The organism is Pseudoalteromonas nigrifaciens, from assembly GCF_002221505.1.
GTDB classification, from domain to species: Bacteria; Pseudomonadota; Gammaproteobacteria; order Enterobacterales; family Alteromonadaceae; genus Pseudoalteromonas; species Pseudoalteromonas nigrifaciens.
Genome location: NZ_CP011036.1, coordinates 557,310 through 574,099, shown reverse-complemented (window position 1 = coordinate 574,099; position 16,790 = coordinate 557,310). Strand labels below are relative to the sequence as shown.

The following is a 16,790-nucleotide window of genomic DNA, read 5'->3' as shown; positions in this document are numbered from 1 at the left end:
GTCCGTTGGTGCGCGAAAAATCGCGTTCAACATTCTGGCAACTGAACTAGTACCGCATTTTTATTCAACACTGCAATTTCTTTTGGTTAGAAATTGGAGCGGCACACGAGGCTCGAACTCGTGACCTCGACCTTGGCAAGGTCGCGCTCTACCAACTGAGCTAGTGCCGCATTATAAAGTAGTCAGTAATTCGTCTGTTGGTGCGCGACAGGTCGCGTTCAACATTCTAGCAACTGAGCTAGTACCGCATTTTTACTTCTAGTTATATAAATAACTTCAATTTCTTTTGGTTAGAAATTGGAGCGGCACACGAGGCTCGAACTCGTGACCTCGACCTTGGCAAGGTCGCGCTCTACCAACTGAGCTAGTGCCGCATTTTTATTTCTTTAGTTATTTTACGTTGGTGCGCGACAAGTCGCGTTCAACATTCTAGCAACTGAGCTAGTATTGCTTTATATTTAAACAACTCAAACACACTAACCCCGCGTGGGTTATCGTCTTGAGCGGGGCAGGATTCTACAATAATACAGTGTGTTTGCAAGTGTTTTTTATAAATTAAAGAATTTTTCTCTATAGACCTTTAATTCCATAATCGAATCTTTAATGTCGTCTAGCGCAAGATGTGAGCCTTTTTTATTCACTTGTGCAAGTACCTCTGGTTTCCAGCGACGCGCGAGCTCTTTAATTGTGCTTACATCTAGATTACGATAGTGAAAAAAGTCTTCCAATTCGCGCATATATTTATTCATAAAGCGACGATCTTGCCCTATGGAGTTACCACACATCGGTGATGCACCTGCAGGTACCCATTGTTTTAAAAAGGCTATTGTTTGCTCAACCGCATAGGCTTCGTCGTAAGTACTTGCCTTGCAGCGTGCTGTTAAACCCGATTTTCCATGCTGAGTGGTGCACCACTCATCCATACTATCAAGTAACTCATTACTTTGATGAATGGCAATAGTTGGTCCTTCAGCTAATATATTCAAATCAGCATCAGTGACAACGGTCGCAATTTCGAGTATTTTATCGGTCTCTGGTTCGAGTCCGGTCATTTCAAGATCGAGCCAAATTAAGTTTGATTTATTAATATTCATAATTACCTAAGCGGTGCTTTCCTTTAGATCCAGCGCATTTCGATATATCATATTAGCATCATACGTCGAGCTAAAGCATTTTTTAGCTAAGTCGACATTTAACTAAGGTTATAGGCCTCCTGTGGCAAAACAAAAAAAATTAAGTAAAGGCCAGTCTCGTCAGATCAAGGCTAATCATCAAAAGCGTATAAGCAGTGCCGATGCAAGGCCTGCTAAAAAAGGTGCGCAAGAATGGCAAACTGATAATTTAGGCCAAGTAGAAAGCGCTATTGTGATCAGTCGTTTTGGTCAACATGCTGATGTGGAAGTTGAAAGCGGCGAAGTACTACGCTGTAATATACGCCGTACTGTGTCTAATTTAGTGTGTGGGGATGAAGTACTGTTTCGCCGCGCTAAAGTAAGCGAAGGCGATTTAGCTGGTGTAATTGAAGCCACGCAAGAGCGTCGCTCACAACTTACTCGCCCTGATTTTTACGACGGTGTAAAAGTAATAGCTGCTAATATTGACCAAATATTAATGGTGTCAGCAGTACTACCCGAATTTACCCCAAGTATTATCGACCGTTATTTAATAGCCTGCGAAGATATGGGTATAGAGCCTATTTTAGTACTAAATAAAATAGATTTAATCGATGCGCAAGGTCTTAGTGAAATACAAAAAGTACTCGATGTATACCGCAAGCTCGACTACAAAGTTTTATTGGTTAGTAATATAAGTACCGATGGCATTGACGAATTAAAAGATGTACTCGTTGGAAAAAACAATATTTTTGTTGGTCAAAGTGGCGTAGGTAAATCTACTTTAGTTAATACCGTACTTCCAGATGCTGAAATTTTAACTAAAGAAGTTTCTGAAAACAGTGGTTTAGGCCAACATACCACCACGGTATCTCGCCTACATCATTTACCAAGCGGCGGTAACTTAATAGATTCACCAGGTATACGTGAATTTGGTTTATGGCACTTAGAAGTTGATCGTGTAACTTGGTGCTTTAAAGAATTTAGAGAATTTATAGGCGGGTGTCGATTTAGAGACTGTAAACATTTAAACGATCCGGGCTGTATAATTAAAGAAGCCGTAGCTGATGGCAAAATTTCGCAATTGCGCTTTGACAGCTACCACAGAATTTTAGAAACAATGGCCGATGGCCGTGCAGGCTCTCGCGCGCCTCGCGTATAATTTAGGAAAAAACCAGTGAGTTTAGATAAATTTAAAATCGCAATGCAGTACGCAATGCCAAAACACTTTATTTCACGCGTAGTAGGAAAACTAGCCGCTGCTAAAGCGGGTGTGTTAACAACCACGTTAATTAAACTGTTTATTAAGCAATACAAAGTAGATATGAGTGAAGCTAAACACCCAGATCCTGCTCATTATGAAAGCTTTAACGAGTTTTTCACCCGTCCGTTAAAAGATGGCGCACGCCCAATAGTTGCAGACAGCGACATTATTATTCATCCAGTAGATGGCGCAATTAGCCAATTAGGCGATATTGTTGACGGCCAACTAATTCAAGCTAAAGGTCACGATTACAGCCTACAAGCACTACTTGGTGGTAATAAAGACGATACAACCCCATTTTTAGGCGGTAAGTTTGCAACTATTTATTTAGCGCCAAAAGACTACCACCGTATTCATATGCCAATTGATGGCACATTAAGTAAAATGATTTACGTACCAGGCGATTTATTTTCAGTAAATCCGCTGACTGCGCAAAACGTACCTAACTTGTTTGCACGTAACGAACGTGTGGTTGCTATTTTTGAAACTGAAATAGGCCCACTTGCTATGGTACTGGTTGGCGCAACTATTGTTGCCAGCATTGAAACTATTTGGGCGGGTACAGTAACACCACCAGCTGGTAGCGATGTATTTAGCTGGAACTACCCAACCAAGGGCGAAAACGCTATTAGCCTTAAAAAAGGTGAAGAAATGGGCCGCTTTAAACTTGGCTCTACCGTGGTACTTGCTTGGGGCGACGACAAAGCGGATATTCTTGATGATCAACTTCCTGAAACAGTGACCCGCTTAGGCACCCCGTTTGCCAAAATTGATGATTAAGATATAGATATCGATATCGATATAGATATCAGGTAAAAAAACCCCGCGTTTATGGTAATAAACGCGGGGTTTTTATTTTTCAGTGAGTTTATAAATTCAATCGCGGTGGAAAATAACTCGCCTACAGTTTGCTTAAATACCGAGTTTGGCTGATCTCTGCCTGATACCTAACACCTGAAACCGTGGCTTTACCTACACTCCTTACAGTCGATATCTTTCACCACTTTAAATTGTTGCTGCTGCAAAGTGAGTGCATTAATACTCATAAACACACAATCGCTAGAATGACCTAATAACATATTGAGTGTCAGCTGCGCCTGCATTGAGCCGATAATACCTAACAGCGGACTAATTACTCCGGCGTTATCACAATTGATAAGCGGCGCAATATCGCTTTGTGGAAAAATACAGCCATAACACGGGCTATTAGCATTTCTTAAGTCTAAGCTAATCAGCTGCCCTTTTGTTGCCAGTGCCGCACCGGAGATTAATGGGGTTTTATGCTGTACACAAAAGCGATTAACACTGTAACGAGTGGTAAAGTTATCACTGCAATCCAACACAATATCCGCATTATTGAGTAATGCTGCGCTATTATCTTGAGTAAGCTTTTCAGCGTGAGTAATTATAGTGATTTGGTTATTCAGACTTGCAAGCACTTTACCTGCTGCAACCACCTTTTTTTGCCCTAAGTGATTTACTTTATAAAGCACTTGGCGCTGTAAGTTCGAAAGCTCAACCGCATCATCATCAATTAAAATAAGCTTACCAATACCCGCAGCAGCTAAATACAGCAATGCGGGGCTGCCTAAGCCACCCGCACCTACTACTGCAACACTTGCCGACTTAAGCTTTAACTGTCCTGCAAGTCCCACTTCTTTAAGCAATATATGGCGACTATAGCGCAGCATTTCTTTATCGCTAAGTTCATTCATTTGGCTATTAACCTGGCCCACTTTAATTTATTGCCGCTTGTAACGCACTTATTGCCTGCACATAATCATCAGCTTCGCTAATTGCACGTACCACAGCCACACTACCAACGCCTGTTTTGGCAACTTGGCTGGCACGCTTTAAATCTATACCGCCAATTGCCACTGTTGGGTAGCTTTGCATTAAGGGGACAAATTTAAATAACTTTTCTAGTCCCTGTATTTGCCCTGTCATATCTTTGGTAGTGGTAGGATAAATAGCGCCAAATGCCAAATAACTTGGGCGGTAATTATGTGCGCGGAGCATTTCATAGAAGCCATGTGTAGAAAGCCCGAGCCTAAGCCCTGCATTTTTAATCGCCGCTAAATTAGTGTTTTCTAGATCTTGTTGGCCTAAATGCACACCATATGCACCATGCTTAATTGCAAGTTGCCAATAGTCGTTTATAAATACCTGCGCATTATATTGCTCCCCCAGTGCCACCGCTTTTGCCACTAATTCGTCAAGTTGTGCATCGTCTTTATTTTTAACTCGTAACTGCGCAGTTTTAACGCCCTGTTGTAAGCACTTTTCTAGCCAGTCAACACTATCAACCACTGCGTATAAACCTAATGATTTACTTTCGCAGGGTGCAAAATCTGCAGCCATATTAAAATCAAGCGGAACGTCAAAATCGAGTTCATCACCTAACCAACTGCCCGCTTCTATTACTTGGGGGTAATCGGCTAAGTTGGTTGGAAATGAGGTTTGTGCTACTGGGCCAATTCCTTCTCCGTAGCGCACCGCTACTTTCAATCCTTGATTAATATAAGCTTTAGCTAAAATAAACGCATCTTTTAACGGGTAGTCTTTTGCTAAGCAAGCAGCAATAACCGAGGCCATACTGCAGCCTGTACCATGGTTATGTGGCGTTTGAATTTTTTCATTTCCCAGCCAGTATTCTTCGCCTTTTTGAGTGAAATTATTTATGCAGTAATCTATACAGTAGCCGCTTGGATAATCCCAATGTCCGCCTTTTATAACCACGGCTTTTGCGCCCCAGCTTAATAACTTATTGGCAGCTTCTTTTATTGCTGCGGGGCCAATTAAGTACACGCCAGTTAATAACTGAGTTTCGTGCGTATTTGGGGTTATTACATCCACCAGCGGTAATAAGCATTCTTTAATCGCACTTACTGTGTCTTCCTCTGTTAATAAATCGCCGCTAGTAGCAATAGCTACTGGGTCGTAAACAATAACAGGGGACACTGGCCATTTGGCTTTGTAGTGGCTTATATGTTCACTGATCAATTGAATTTGCTGCACATTTGCCAGCATGCCTATTTTAATTACTTTGGCTTTCATATCTTTTTCGAGTGCCAAAAGCTGCGATTCAATAATATCGGTTGATACGGCATTAATTGCCTCAACACCTAAACTATTTTGCGCAGTCAGTGCTGTAATAGCAGTGCACCCATGCACACCAAAACTTTGCATTGCTTTTATATCGGCTTGAATACCTGCGCCACCGCCTGAGTCTGAGCCGGCAATCGTCCATACTACGTTATTCATATTCGTCTCACTTATTCTTGATGCCAAAATGGCATACCCATAGTCGGGGTTGAAGGGGCTGCAACGTCTTTTTCAGGCATTGCTTTGGCGTTATATGCAAAACGTCCAGCCTCTACCGCGGCTTTAAATGCTCGGCTCATGGTTATAGGGCAACCCGCTCCAGCAATCGCCGAATTTAATAATACTGCATCATACCCTAGTTCAAGTGCTTGGCAGGCATGCGAGGGCAAACCTAAACCAGCATCCACTATTAATGTTGTCTCTGGTAAGCGCTCTCTGATTGTTTTTAAATTATAACTGTTTAACAAGCCTTTACCTGTACCAATGGGTGCACCCCATGGCATTAATACTTCACAGCCTAAAGCATTTAAACGCTGGCACAGCACTAAATCGTCTGTGCAATATGGCAGTACTTTAAAACCATCATCAATCAGTATTTTAGTTGCCTCAAGCAGTGCAAATGGATCGGGCTGCAAGTTGTAATCGTCCCCTATCAGTTCAAGCTTAATCCAATCGGTAGCAAACACTTCACGGCACATTTTAGCAAGCGTAATGGCCTCTTTAACACTATGACACCCTGCTGTATTTGGTAAAATTTTAAGCCCAGTATTTTTTATTAACTGCCAAAAATCATCACCCGCAGCCGCACTTTGCTGACGCCTAAGCGACACCGTGACTATTTCAGCGCCCGATGCAACAATCGATTCATTCATCACTGCAGGCGACGGGTAAAGCGCCGAGCCTATTAGTAATCGGCTTTTTATTTGCTCACCATAAATAGTTAAATAGTCATTATTTAGCATAGCTGTTATCCGCCCTGAATCGGCGAGAGCAGCTCAATACTATCACCCTCAGTTAATTGATAATCGCTATGCTGGCTTTGCGGTATAAACTCACCATTAATCGCCACCGCAAATGGCGCAACACCACCAAAATCTTGCAAACAGTTAATGAGCTTATTACTGCTAATAGCTATTAACTCACCATTAATTGTTATGTTCATTTAATTTTCACTCTATGCATAAAAGGGCATTTGCCACTAAACTTGGCGCTAACATGTAACCATGACGATATAAGCCATTAATGCTAATAACTCGCCCAACGTGTGTTACTTGTGGGCGGTTATCGCAAAATGCCGGGCGTAATCCTGTTTGAATATTTAATAGCCGCGCTTCGGCAAAACCGCTGTGCACTGTATAAGCTGCCGAAAGTAACTCTAAAGCAGAGCGCACTGTGGCTGGGCCTGTATCTTGCGACTCTATTTCAGTCGCGCCAATTACGTATTCATTATTGGGTTTAGGCGCTATATAAATGGGGTAACGCGGATGCATTAAGCGCACGGGCCTCGTTAAACTCACCTCTGGCGCGTATAATCTAGCGACTTCTCCACGTACGCCCCGCAGAGGCTTATCATCTTTTGCGCCAAGCCCTCGGCAATCAATAATATAATCAAACTCTCGGTTATTAATTTTATTATCGTTAATCGTGACCCGTTGATTAAATACAAACTTTACTTTGCGCTTATTAAGTTGTGTAAAGCTGGCTTGATAAAATGCCTGATTATCTATTTGCCCGTCGCAGGGTAAAAATAATCCCTGACTAAAACGATTAGCAAGCTCAGGCTCTAACATTTCAATTTGCTGGGAGTTCACCGACTCCCCGGTATAATTAGCTAACGGTTTTAGCCGCTGAGCAAAGCTTAGTAAATCGCCTTTATCTTGCTGATGCGCGACAACTAATGTGCCCTGCTGTTGAAAAAAAACCTCACTATCAAGCTCATCAATAACCCCAGGCCAACGCTTTATAGAATCAAGTCCCATTAAAGCTAAATCAGCCTCGCACAATACCGACTCAGCAAGAGGAGCAAGCATAGCCGCAGCCACCTTGCCCGCACTGTTTTGGGTATGTTCATTATCAGCCTCAAATACAGTAACTCGGTGTTGCTTGCTCAACTCAAGCGCCGCCAATCTACCGGTCAAACCAAACCCCACCACTGCAATATTGTAAAACATAAAAGTTCCTTTTAGCTGCGAGCTCTCACTACGAGCAGCAAGGTATTAAACTCCCCTCGCTGCTCGCAGCCCAATACCTTAAGCTGACTTATATCGCTTTATGATATATTTCTGATCCGGTTTTTTTAAACTCGTCCGATTTAGCTTTCATTTGTGCTTCTACATCAATCATTTTTATTGTAATCGTATCTGCAGCATTAGCAGGGTCAATGCCACGCGCTTCTAAATCTTTTGCATATTCGCGTACTTCTTGACTGATTTTCATTGAGCAAAACTTAGGGCCACACATAGAGCAAAAATGCGCTACTTTACCCGACTCTTGCGGGAGTGTTTCATCGTGATATTCGCGGGCACGTTCTGGGTCTAAACCAATATTAAATTGGTCATGCCATCTAAACTCAAAGCGCGCTTTTGACAGCGCATTATCACGCTCTTGCGCACCGGGATGGCCTTTAGCTAAATCGGCGGCATGGGCGGCAATTTTATAAGTAATTAAGCCTTCTTTTACGTCTTCCTTATTTGGCAAACCTAAATGCTCTTTAGGTGTTACGTAACACAGCATTGCACAGCCATACCACGCTATTTGGGCCGCACCTATACCCGAGGTAATATGGTCATACCCAGGTGCTATATCGGTAGTTAACGGGCCTAAAGTATAAAATGGTGCTTCGTCGCAATGTTTAAGCTGCTCATCCATATTGGCCTTAATCATGTGCATTGGCACATGTCCTGGGCCTTCTATAAATACTTGTACATCGTGTTTCCAGGCTAACTTTGTCAGCTCACCTAGAGTGCGTAGCTCGCTAAATTGAGCTTCGTCGTTGGCATCAGCAATCGAGCCTGGGCGAAGGCCATCGCCAAGCGAAAAACAAATATCGTATTGTTTTAAAATTTCGCAAATGTCTTCAAAGTGGGTATATAAAAAGTTTTCTTTATGATGCGCTAAACACCACTTTGCCATAATAGAGCCACCGCGCGATACAATACCGGTTACTCGTTTTGCGGTCATGGGTACGTAACGCAGTAGCACACCGGCATGAATAGTAAAGTAATCGACGCCTTGTTCAGCTTGCTCAATGAGCGTATCGCGAAAAATCTCCCAGGTTAAGTCCTCCGCTACACCGTTTACTTTTTCCAGTGCTTGGTAAATAGGAACTGTGCCAATAGGTACAGGCGAGTTACGTACTACCCATTCGCGAGTTTCATGAATATAACGCCCGGTTGATAAATCCATAACGGTATCGGCACCCCAGCGGGTAGACCACACCATTTTTTCTACTTCTTCTTCAATCGATGAGCTTACCGATGAATTACCAATATTAGCGTTTACTTTTACCAAAAAGTTACGCCCTACAATCATAGGTTCGGTTTCGGGGTGGTTAATATTGTTGGGTAATATAGCGCGGCCACGCGCAATTTCGTCGCGTACAAATTCAGGCGTAATAAAATCAGGAATACTGGCCCCAAACGACTCGCCTTTATGCTGCGCGGCTAATAATTCAGCATGAATTTTTTTGCGGCCCATGTTTTCGCGTATCGCTACGTATTCCATTTCAGGAGTAATAATGCCTTGGCGTGCGTAATGCATTTGCGTGACATTTTTACCCGCTTTACCGCGGCGTATTTTAGGTAAATGTTCAAAACGAAGATGATCAAGCCCTTCATCAGCCATACGTTGTTGCGTAAAGCGTGAAGTAACTGATTCAAGTAATTCGGTATCACCGCGACTTTCAATCCATTGTTCACGAAACTTTGCTAAGCCTTGGCGTACATCAAGCTCAAAGTTTGGATCGGTATACGGGCCTGATGTGTCGTAAACACGTAGCGGCTCGTTTGGCTCATACACTGGGTTTTCATCACTGCCGCCAATATAAGTATCGCTCAGGGTTATTTCACGCATTCCTACACGGATGTTGTTTTGCGTACCCTCAACATACACCTTATGCGAATTAGGAAACGGTTGTCCCGTTAAGTTATAAATATATTCAGATGCAGCGGCTCGCGTTTCACGACGCGATGATTTTTTTGCAGTATTCGACATGACTTACCTCATAGTTTATGGGTTGTCTTGTACGAAGAATTGAGAAGGCAAAATGCCTTATTGGATCGTAGATTGGTTAGGCAGTTTACTGTCATAGCCAATCTTGGCAGCCAACAGAACTTAATACCGGATGGTATAACTTGTACGCATAAAAAAAGACGCACAAGCGTCCTATTTTAGGCAGCTTGTTCCCTACGCAGGTATTAGCCTGATCAGGTTCACGGATCCCGCTTTCGCGATCTCAGCCTTAACTAATTATTTAGTTAGGCACTCCGACAAGTATTAATACCAATTATTAAATATACCTTTGCCACTTATAACTGCAGCTGCAATGCTAAGTTGCTTAGGTATCAAATTGGTATTTGTAATTTATTAATTTGCGAATAGTATCTAGCAAATCAGCGTTGAGTGTACGCCAGTTAAAAATCGCCTGCAAGAGGGCGTTTTTTATTTCGCAATAAATACAAATGTTTTCTCGCCCTGCATTACCAATTGCTGGTCTTGCATTTTAAGCTGCGCGCCTTGTTGCAGTGCGTGTAGTAACTGCTGCTCAAACTTATCAAGTTGTTGGCCACACGACTTACGGGTCATCCCTATTTTGTTAACTGTTAAGCTACTATCGTCCAGCTCACCTTCACCAAAAAAATTATTGCAGCCAGCAAAACCATTGACTTGCAGTGCTTCAATAAAACCCACCGACGCATTAAACGAAGGCGGAATAGCTAGGCCATCAATACGTGATAACTGCCATTGAGTATGTTTAAGCTGCTCTGAGGTAACCGTTTGCGTTGATGCACAACCAACACATAAACCGATTATAAGCATGGGTATTGCTGCTAATTTCATGTTATTACTAATTATTTGTCTAATTACTGTAATAATAACAATTTTTAGCGAGTTAATCCGTTAAAAATACATGTTTAAAGTGTAAATTTTATTCTAAGATAGTTTGAAAATTACGCTGTTTTTTTATTCAGAATCCGTTTTAAATAAATTATCTATTTGCGCTGGTAAAAATGGCCGACCTTTTTCATTTAAAGCTGTGCCGATTACCAATGCATTAAGCATTATTCTTTCATCGTGTTTACGGATCAGAGTTTGTTTAAAAGCAAATTTAAGTCGGCTAATACGTTGTGGCTCTACAGCTACATAAAATTCATCGCCCGGTAATAATGACTGTTTATAATCCATTTCGCTGCGCATCACGACCAGGTTAATTTTATCTTTGGCAAGCTGAGCAAAATCAACCCCATGTGCATGCAAAAATTCATGGCGCGCATGCTCTAAGTAATTAAAATACACACTATTATTTACAATGCCTTGTAGGTCGCATTCGTAGTCACGCACTTTAAAGTCTACTGTAAAGGTCATATTCGTAATCCAAATTATTTAACGTATAATTGCCGCGTTTATAGCACATGTACTGAAATAATTGCTACCATGCAAGTCCCTAAAATGGAGTTAAGTAACTTAATGAACTTACGTTTGTCTTTAATTACCGCCGCATTATTACCACTGTTTGGTGCATCAGTTACCGCCAACGCTGACGATACAGATCTAGAACGCATTGTTGTTACTGGTGATTTTCAACGAGAAAGCATTCAAACCTTAAGTGCTAGCGCCAGCTTATTTAGCGAAGATGAAGTTAATTTACGAGGTGCAACCTACCTAGATGAAATGCTTGGGAGTACTGCCAATATTAATTTTGCTTCTGGAGCTTCTCGCGGTCGTTATATTCAAATTCGTGGCGTAGGACTACGTTCACAGTTTGTTGACCCCATAAATCCTTCGGTTGGTTTAGTTATTGATGGCATTAACTACTCAGGCCTTGGTGGCAGTGCATTATTATTTGATATTGACCAAGTAGAAATTTACCGTGGCCCACAAGGTACACGCTTTGGTGCCGACGGTATGGCCGGTATGATCCAAATGCAATCGGCGCAAGCAACAAGCGATCCTAGTTTAAAACTACAAGTAGGTGCAGGCACTTATAACAGCCGCGAAGCTGGTCTTGCTGCAAGTACAGGTTTAACCGACGATACCAGCGCTCGTGTTAGCTACTTTCGTAGAAAATCAGATGGCTATGTAGATAACCTATACCTAAATAAGCCAACTCAAGGGCAAGACGAGCAAGTAGCTCGCTTTAAATTAAACAGCCAAGTGACTGCCAATTTACGCACAGAATTAAATCTACACTATATTGATATTAATAACGGTTACGATACCTTCGCACTTGATAACGGCCGTAACAGTGTTGCCGATGAACCCGGTGAAGATAACCAATTAAGTTACGCTATCGGTCTAAATAACACGTATACGGGCTTTGATTTATTTGACGTAAACCTAAGCTTATCGGCAATCGACAGTGAATTATTTTATAGCTTTGATGAAGATTGGGTATGTAACGATCCGAGTAAACCACAGCTTTGCGCCGCCGGTTTGCACCCTGAAGGTTACAGCTCAACTGATGTTTACAGCCGCGATCGCGATGATCAAGGGGTCGATTTACAATTTAAAAGCAAAACCGGCAACTGGGTTGCAGGTCTTTACTATCAAAACCGCGACGTAGATTTAGAACGCCAATATACCTGGTTAGCTAGCCCATTTAACTCAACGTATGAAACCAATAACGTGGCAGTATATGGCCAATTAGCGACTCCTATTGGGCCTAAAACCACCTTAATTACTGGCTTACGTGTTGAGCAATACCAAGGTGATTACACCGATAATAACGGTTTTATTGAAGATACCGACGACATTATGGTTGGCGGAAAAATAGCGCTTGAGTACCAAGTAATTGATCGCACCATGATCTACACCAGCATTACCCGTGGTTATAAAGCAGGCGGCATTAACTCAGAAGCGCTCGCTAAAGCCAAAGATGAAGGCTTAAACCTTGATGCTGAATTTTTTAAACAACACACCAGTTTTGATCCAGAATACTTATGGAGCGGTGAGTTTGGTGTTAAGGGATCATCCCTTGATGATAAATTTATTCTACGTTTAGCTGCGTTTTACATGCACCGCGACAACATTCAGTTAAAGTCATGGCAAGTACAAGATCAGAAGTTTACCGGTTATGTAGATAACGCGAGCTCTGGCAGTAACTATGGCCTTGAACTTGAAGGTAGCTATCAGCTAACCGACGATTTACTTATTACCGGTAGTGCTGGTTATTTAAATACTAAAATAAATAAATTTGTAACTAAAGCGGGTTTAAACCAAGACGGTCGCGACCAAGCACAGTCACCTAAATATCAATACGCACTGAGTGCTCGTTATAACCTTACCAACGAGCTTTATGCCATGGTAGGTGTTGAAGGCAAAGACGATTATTACTTCTCAGATAGCCATAATGCACAGGCACCAAACAGTAACTTAGTGAATGTAAGCTTAGGTTATGAAGCCGATAGCTGGGCTGTACGCGCCTGGGCACGTAACGTGTTTGACGAAACAGTACCTACTCGCGGTTTTGAGTTTGGCAACAACCCACTTGATGGTTACGCTGATCATACCTACACCCAACTAGGTGAGCCACGTGTAGCTGGCGTTACCTTTACACTTAATTTATAAAGTAAAGCTGACAGCTTTTAGTACTCTGTTAAAAAACCGCGTTTATTAAAATAAATGCGGTTTTTTATGTGCTAGTCGTAGAGCCTGATCATGCGAGAGGTTAGTTACTAACTGACAGCCCCCCTGCATGTTAAGTTGCTTTAAGCCCTTGTCACATCAAACGCAATAACTTCTTTTATATTACTCTTTTGCGTGGCTAACATTACTAGCCTGTCTATGCCCAGCGCTACCCCTGCACAAGGCGCCAATCCATGTTCAAGCGCAGCAATTAAATGCTTATCCATTGGTACTTGCTTTAAGCCATTTTGTTTACGATATTCATTATCGTCATTAAAACGCTTAGCTTGCTCTGTCGCATTAGTTAGCTCGTTAAAGCCATTAGCTAATTCCATATTTTTATAATACAGCTCAAACCGCCCTGCTACGCGACTGTCATGATCGCAAATTTGTGCCAGTGCTGCTTGCGATGCCGGAAAGTGATACACAAAACACGGCTTATGTTGGCCAATTGTTGGCTCTACTTTCATACAAAATAAAAGCTGCAGTAAGGTATCTCTATGCGTTTCATTTTTAGCTATATCAGCAAACCCTTGCTCGCAGGCAAGTTGTTGTAATTGCTCTAAACTAGCAGTAAGAGGATCAAGTCCAAGTACTTGTTCAAATGCGTGTTGGTAAGTTAACCGTTCACTCGGCGCAACATCTAAAATAAGCTGCATTAGCTCATCTATTTCAGCCATTAATGCAAATTCGTCAAACCCTGGTCTATACCATTCCAGCATAGTAAATTCAGGATTATGATGGCTGCCAGCTTCTTCGTTTCTAAATGCTTTACACAACTGAAATATAGGCCCTGAGCCCGCCGCTAACAAGCGCTTCATTGCAAACTCTGGAGAGGTTTGTAAATATAGCTCAAGGCCGCTGGCGTGCCCTGGGCCTACAAATCGAGTGTTAAAACTCACTAAGTGTATATCGGTTACACTGGCTCCGCTTAAACTGGGGGTTTCTACTTCCATTACATTGCGAGCATAAAAGAACTCGCGAATACTGCGTAAAATAACAGCTCGCTGCTTAAGTGTTGCAATACTTGCACTGGGAGCCCAAAGATTTACTGACATATTTTCTCCAAAAAAAATCCCAGCTTTTAAGCTAGGATTTTATAAAGCGACGCTTAAAATTACTTAACGCGGCTTACGTATTCACCGTTACGAGTGTCTACTTTAATAACTTCGCCTATTTGTACAAATAGTGGAACACGTACTACAGCACCTGTACTTAATGTTGCAGGTTTACCGCCAGTTCCGGCTGTATCACCTTTAAGGCCCGGATCAGTTTCAGTGATCTCCAACTCAACAAAGTTAGGTGGTGTTACTACAATGGGATTACCGTTCCATAATGTAATTGTACACACGTCATTTTCAACTAACCATTTACCCGCATCGCCTAACGCTTTTTCGTCAGCAGCAATTTGCTCAAATGTTTCGTTATTCATGAAATGCCAAAATTCGCCGTCTGTGTATAAATACGCTAAATCAGTATCCATTACATCAGCACCTTCAACAGATTCACCCGATTTAAAGGTTTTTTCAAGTACTTTACCTGAAATAAGTTTACGGATACGAACACGGTTAAACGCTTGGCCTTTACCAGGTTTTACCATTTCATTTTCTATGATACTACTAGGCTCGCCATCCATCATAATTTTTAGGCCGCCCTTGAACTCGTTGGTGCTATAATTCGCCATCGTTTCCTCTATTTATATTTTTTCGAGTAATCTACGTGCCAATGATACAAAGAAATGAAGCAAATTTGCATAAAAACTGGCAAAAAGAATTAGCAAATGTAGTTACCTGCCCAAAAGTGTTGCTAGAAATGGTCGGTTTATCGAGCCAAGTCCATGATAACGACATAAAAGCTCGTAGCTTGTTCCCAGTTCGTGTGCCAATACCATTTATAAAAAAAATGCGTAAAGGCGATGCAAACGATCCATTATTATTACAAGTTATGCCGCGCCATCAAGAATTCTTAACTAAAAGTGGTTTTAATAAAGATCCCCTGCTTGAGCAAAGTAACCAGCAGCCAGGGCTATTACACAAGTATAAATCGCGTGTTTTAGTAATGTTTAAAACCGGTTGTGCAGTAAATTGCCGCTATTGTTTTAGACGCCATTTTCCGTATCAAGAAAACCAACTTAATAAGCGTAGCCTGCTAGATGCGCTTAGCTATATAAAATCCGACAATAATATAAATGAAGTGATTTTAAGTGGTGGCGATCCGCTTATGGCCAAAGACGATGCCATTAGTTGGTTTTTAGATGAGCTTGAGCAACTACCACAAATTAAACGCATGCGAATTCATACCCGTCTGCCGGTGGTTATTCCGGCGCGCATCACCGATGAGTTATGCGAAAGACTTGCAAGGTCGCCATTAAAAATTGTGTTTGTTAATCATATAAACCATGCCAACGAAATAGACGACGACTTTAAAGCCGCAATGCAAAAGCTTAAACAAGTAGGTGTAGTGCTATTTAATCAAGCGGTTATTTTAAAAGACGTGAACGATACAACTGCAGCACAAGTGAATTTAAGTGAAGCGTTATTTGATGCCGATGTATTGCCCTATTATCTACATTTGCTAGATAAGGTAGAAGGGGCAAGCCACTTTGACATTAGTGAGGAGCAAGCAATAAAAATAATGGCAGAGCTGTTAGAAGCCCTACCTGGTTTTTTAGTGCCTAAATTGGTCAGAGAGATTGGCGGTGAAAAAAGTAAAACGCCAATCGATCTCAAGTTAATTTAAAGCCGTATTTAAACGTAAATGTTTACGTTATTACCCAGTGTTGCAGTCGCCGACTTAGTCGGTGTTTGCGCGCTGGATGACTGCGCAGCACCCTCAATCAGTGCTAATGCAGCTGCGCCATCAGCTAGTTGCTGTTTTTTAGACAATGCAGCGCTCAACACCTCGCCGCCTTGGCTTGAACTTGGCATTACCGGTAAATTTCCACCTGATATATTCATAAAATTAATCCACCTTTAATCAGTGTTTGTTGTGCAATTATTTAAAAGGAGTTAAACAAGGCACAGTGCTAAAAACCTGACTTTTAAATATAATCCAAGTAACATATACAGTATACGCATGCTACATAATAAATTATCGGCAACTCAATACAAAGCTTTAGGAAAACCATGGATTCTATTATTGAACAACTCAACGCTAACTTAAAAATTGTTTACCGACAGGCGCTTGATGCTGACAAAAAACTCGACGAGTTACAACAGCAAGGTCACGGCAAATTTAAAGCACTCTTTACAGCCGACTCAGGTTTTACCTTTGAAGCTAAACGCTTTAAGCCATATGTGCTTGATGTAGCAGCCGACGTAGAGAGCTTATCTAGTGACGGTTTTAATGAAGAAAAACTTAAAACCACTGTTATTAAATTACAGCAACTACTTACTTTGTTAGCTACGTTTAAGTAACGTAAACTTTAGTTAAAAAGTTTATGATTCTATAAGCATTAAAAGCGCCGC

17 protein-coding genes, 2 tRNA genes and 1 riboswitch are annotated in these 16,790 nt (G+C 41.7%); of the genes, 5 read left to right on the top strand and 14 right to left on the bottom strand.

Going from position 1 to position 16,790, the window contains the following annotated elements:
• Positions 1-94: 94 nt before the first annotated feature.
• The 3 genes from PNIG_RS02670 to orn all read right to left on the bottom strand — a co-directional run bounded on the left by PNIG_RS02670 (position 95) and on the right by orn (position 1,094).
• Positions 95-170: transfer RNA gene (locus PNIG_RS02670), tRNA-Gly, on the bottom strand.
• Positions 171-298: 128 nt separating this feature from the next.
• Positions 299-374 (bottom strand) — tRNA-Gly (locus tag PNIG_RS02665).
• Between the two features lie 174 nt (positions 375-548).
• Positions 549-1,094 carry an oligoribonuclease gene (orn, locus tag PNIG_RS02660; RefSeq protein WP_058372577.1) on the bottom strand — a complete coding sequence of 182 codons (546 nt, stop codon included), beginning with the start codon at positions 1,092-1,094 and terminating at the stop codon, positions 549-551.
• A gap of 121 nt (positions 1,095-1,215) precedes the next feature.
• On the opposite strand from orn, the gene rsgA reads away from it, so the two are divergent.
• Together rsgA and asd are read left to right on the top strand one after the other, a co-directional pair.
• Positions 1,216-2,274 carry a small ribosomal subunit biogenesis GTPase RsgA gene (gene rsgA / locus PNIG_RS02655; protein ID WP_011327196.1) on the top strand — a complete coding sequence of 353 codons (1,059 nt, stop codon included), beginning with the start codon at positions 1,216-1,218 and terminating at the stop codon, positions 2,272-2,274.
• A gap of 15 nt (positions 2,275-2,289) precedes the next feature.
• A complete protein-coding gene (asd, locus tag PNIG_RS02650) occupies positions 2,290-3,156 on the top strand; it encodes an archaetidylserine decarboxylase (RefSeq protein ID WP_041454339.1) in 867 nt (288 codons plus the stop codon).
• Between the two features lie 188 nt (positions 3,157-3,344).
• Here asd and PNIG_RS02645 read toward each other — a convergent pair whose 3' ends face one another.
• The 8 genes from PNIG_RS02645 to PNIG_RS02610 form a co-directional block, all read right to left on the bottom strand.
• On the bottom strand, positions 3,345-4,091 hold the full coding sequence (locus tag PNIG_RS02645) for a HesA/MoeB/ThiF family protein (RefSeq protein ID WP_086993126.1): 747 nt from the start codon (positions 4,089-4,091) through the stop codon (positions 3,345-3,347).
• 22 nt (positions 4,092-4,113) lie between these two features.
• Positions 4,114-5,640 (bottom strand): thiamine phosphate synthase, encoded by a 1,527-nt coding sequence (gene thiE, locus PNIG_RS02640; RefSeq protein ID WP_089367754.1) that lies wholly within the window; start codon positions 5,638-5,640, stop codon positions 4,114-4,116.
• 11 nt (positions 5,641-5,651) lie between these two features.
• On the bottom strand, positions 5,652-6,443 hold the full coding sequence (locus PNIG_RS02635) for a thiazole synthase (protein ID WP_089367753.1): 792 nt from the start codon (positions 6,441-6,443) through the stop codon (positions 5,652-5,654).
• Between the two features lie 5 nt (positions 6,444-6,448).
• Positions 6,449-6,643, bottom strand: coding sequence for a sulfur carrier protein ThiS (thiS, locus tag PNIG_RS02630; protein ID WP_011327191.1), 195 nt, complete (start codon positions 6,641-6,643; stop codon positions 6,449-6,451).
• Between the two features lie 7 nt (positions 6,644-6,650).
• Positions 6,651-7,652 carry an FAD-dependent oxidoreductase gene (locus PNIG_RS02625; protein WP_086993122.1) on the bottom strand — a complete coding sequence of 334 codons (1,002 nt, stop codon included), beginning with the start codon at positions 7,650-7,652 and terminating at the stop codon, positions 6,651-6,653.
• A gap of 88 nt (positions 7,653-7,740) precedes the next feature.
• Positions 7,741-9,693 (bottom strand): phosphomethylpyrimidine synthase ThiC, encoded by a 1,953-nt coding sequence (gene thiC / locus PNIG_RS02620; protein ID WP_058372571.1) that lies wholly within the window; start codon positions 9,691-9,693, stop codon positions 7,741-7,743.
• Between the two features lie 172 nt (positions 9,694-9,865).
• Positions 9,866-9,978: riboswitch (TPP riboswitch) on the bottom strand.
• 162 nt (positions 9,979-10,140) lie between these two features.
• Positions 10,141-10,539, bottom strand: a complete 399-nt coding sequence (locus tag PNIG_RS02615; protein ID WP_304363527.1) for an META domain-containing protein — start codon at positions 10,537-10,539, stop codon at positions 10,141-10,143.
• Between the two features lie 123 nt (positions 10,540-10,662).
• Positions 10,663-11,064, bottom strand: a complete 402-nt coding sequence (locus tag PNIG_RS02610; protein ID WP_086993121.1) for an acyl-CoA thioesterase — start codon at positions 11,062-11,064, stop codon at positions 10,663-10,665.
• A 102-nt stretch (positions 11,065-11,166) separates the two neighbouring features.
• Here PNIG_RS02610 and PNIG_RS02605 point away from each other — a divergent pair, with 102 nt between their 5' ends.
• A complete protein-coding gene (locus tag PNIG_RS02605) occupies positions 11,167-13,266 on the top strand; it encodes a TonB-dependent receptor (protein WP_086993125.1) in 2,100 nt (699 codons plus the stop codon).
• A 140-nt stretch (positions 13,267-13,406) separates the two neighbouring features.
• Here the strand turns inward: PNIG_RS02605 and epmA are convergent, their stop codons facing one another.
• Both epmA and efp read right to left on the bottom strand, forming a co-directional pair.
• Positions 13,407-14,381: an elongation factor P--(R)-beta-lysine ligase gene (gene epmA, locus PNIG_RS02600; protein ID WP_011327185.1), complete on the bottom strand. Its 975-nt coding sequence runs from the start codon at positions 14,379-14,381 to the stop codon at positions 13,407-13,409.
• Between the two features lie 59 nt (positions 14,382-14,440).
• Positions 14,441-15,007 carry an elongation factor P gene (gene efp, locus PNIG_RS02595; protein WP_011327184.1) on the bottom strand — a complete coding sequence of 189 codons (567 nt, stop codon included), beginning with the start codon at positions 15,005-15,007 and terminating at the stop codon, positions 14,441-14,443.
• A gap of 41 nt (positions 15,008-15,048) precedes the next feature.
• Between efp and epmB the strand changes: the two genes are divergently transcribed.
• Positions 15,049-16,062, top strand: coding sequence for an EF-P beta-lysylation protein EpmB (epmB, locus tag PNIG_RS02590; RefSeq protein ID WP_041454337.1), 1,014 nt, complete (start codon positions 15,049-15,051; stop codon positions 16,060-16,062).
• An 8-nt stretch (positions 16,063-16,070) separates the two neighbouring features.
• Here the strand turns inward: epmB and PNIG_RS02585 are convergent, their stop codons facing one another.
• Entirely contained in the window at positions 16,071-16,280 is a 210-nt protein-coding gene (locus PNIG_RS02585; protein ID WP_089367752.1) for a hypothetical protein, read from the bottom strand.
• A 168-nt stretch (positions 16,281-16,448) separates the two neighbouring features.
• On the opposite strand from PNIG_RS02585, the gene PNIG_RS02580 reads away from it, so the two are divergent.
• Complete coding sequence (locus PNIG_RS02580) at positions 16,449-16,739, top strand: hypothetical protein (RefSeq protein WP_011327181.1); 291 nt, start codon at positions 16,449-16,451, stop codon at positions 16,737-16,739.
• Positions 16,740-16,790: the final 51 nt, after the last annotated feature.

Excerpts from the sequence above, each read along its gene's own strand:
- orn (WP_058372577.1), bottom strand. The coding sequence starts at position 1,094 with ATGAATATTAATAAATCAAACTTAATTTGGCTCGATCTTGAAATGACC.
- PNIG_RS02585 (WP_089367752.1), bottom strand. The coding sequence starts at position 16,280 with ATGAATATATCAGGTGGAAATTTACCGGTAATGCCAAGTTCAAGCCAA.
- thiC (WP_058372571.1), bottom strand. The coding sequence starts at position 9,693 with ATGTCGAATACTGCAAAAAAATCATCGCGTCGTGAAACGCGAGCCGCT.
- epmA (WP_011327185.1), bottom strand. The coding sequence starts at position 14,381 with ATGTCAGTAAATCTTTGGGCTCCCAGTGCAAGTATTGCAACACTTAAG.
- PNIG_RS02635 (WP_089367753.1), bottom strand. The coding sequence starts at position 6,443 with ATGCTAAATAATGACTATTTAACTATTTATGGTGAGCAAATAAAAAGC.
- thiS (WP_011327191.1), bottom strand. The coding sequence starts at position 6,643 with ATGAACATAACAATTAATGGTGAGTTAATAGCTATTAGCAGTAATAAG.
- PNIG_RS02605 (WP_086993125.1), top strand. The coding sequence starts at position 11,167 with ATGAACTTACGTTTGTCTTTAATTACCGCCGCATTATTACCACTGTTT.
- PNIG_RS02615 (WP_304363527.1), bottom strand. The coding sequence starts at position 10,539 with ATGAAATTAGCAGCAATACCCATGCTTATAATCGGTTTATGTGTTGGT.
- epmB (WP_041454337.1), top strand. The coding sequence starts at position 15,049 with ATGATACAAAGAAATGAAGCAAATTTGCATAAAAACTGGCAAAAAGAA.
- PNIG_RS02580 (WP_011327181.1), top strand. The coding sequence starts at position 16,449 with ATGGATTCTATTATTGAACAACTCAACGCTAACTTAAAAATTGTTTAC.
- efp (WP_011327184.1), bottom strand. The coding sequence starts at position 15,007 with ATGGCGAATTATAGCACCAACGAGTTCAAGGGCGGCCTAAAAATTATG.
- thiE (WP_089367754.1), bottom strand. The coding sequence starts at position 5,640 with ATGAATAACGTAGTATGGACGATTGCCGGCTCAGACTCAGGCGGTGGC.
- PNIG_RS02625 (WP_086993122.1), bottom strand. The coding sequence starts at position 7,652 with ATGTTTTACAATATTGCAGTGGTGGGGTTTGGTTTGACCGGTAGATTG.
- PNIG_RS02645 (WP_086993126.1), bottom strand. The coding sequence starts at position 4,091 with ATGAATGAACTTAGCGATAAAGAAATGCTGCGCTATAGTCGCCATATA.
- PNIG_RS02610 (WP_086993121.1), bottom strand. The coding sequence starts at position 11,064 with ATGACCTTTACAGTAGACTTTAAAGTGCGTGACTACGAATGCGACCTA.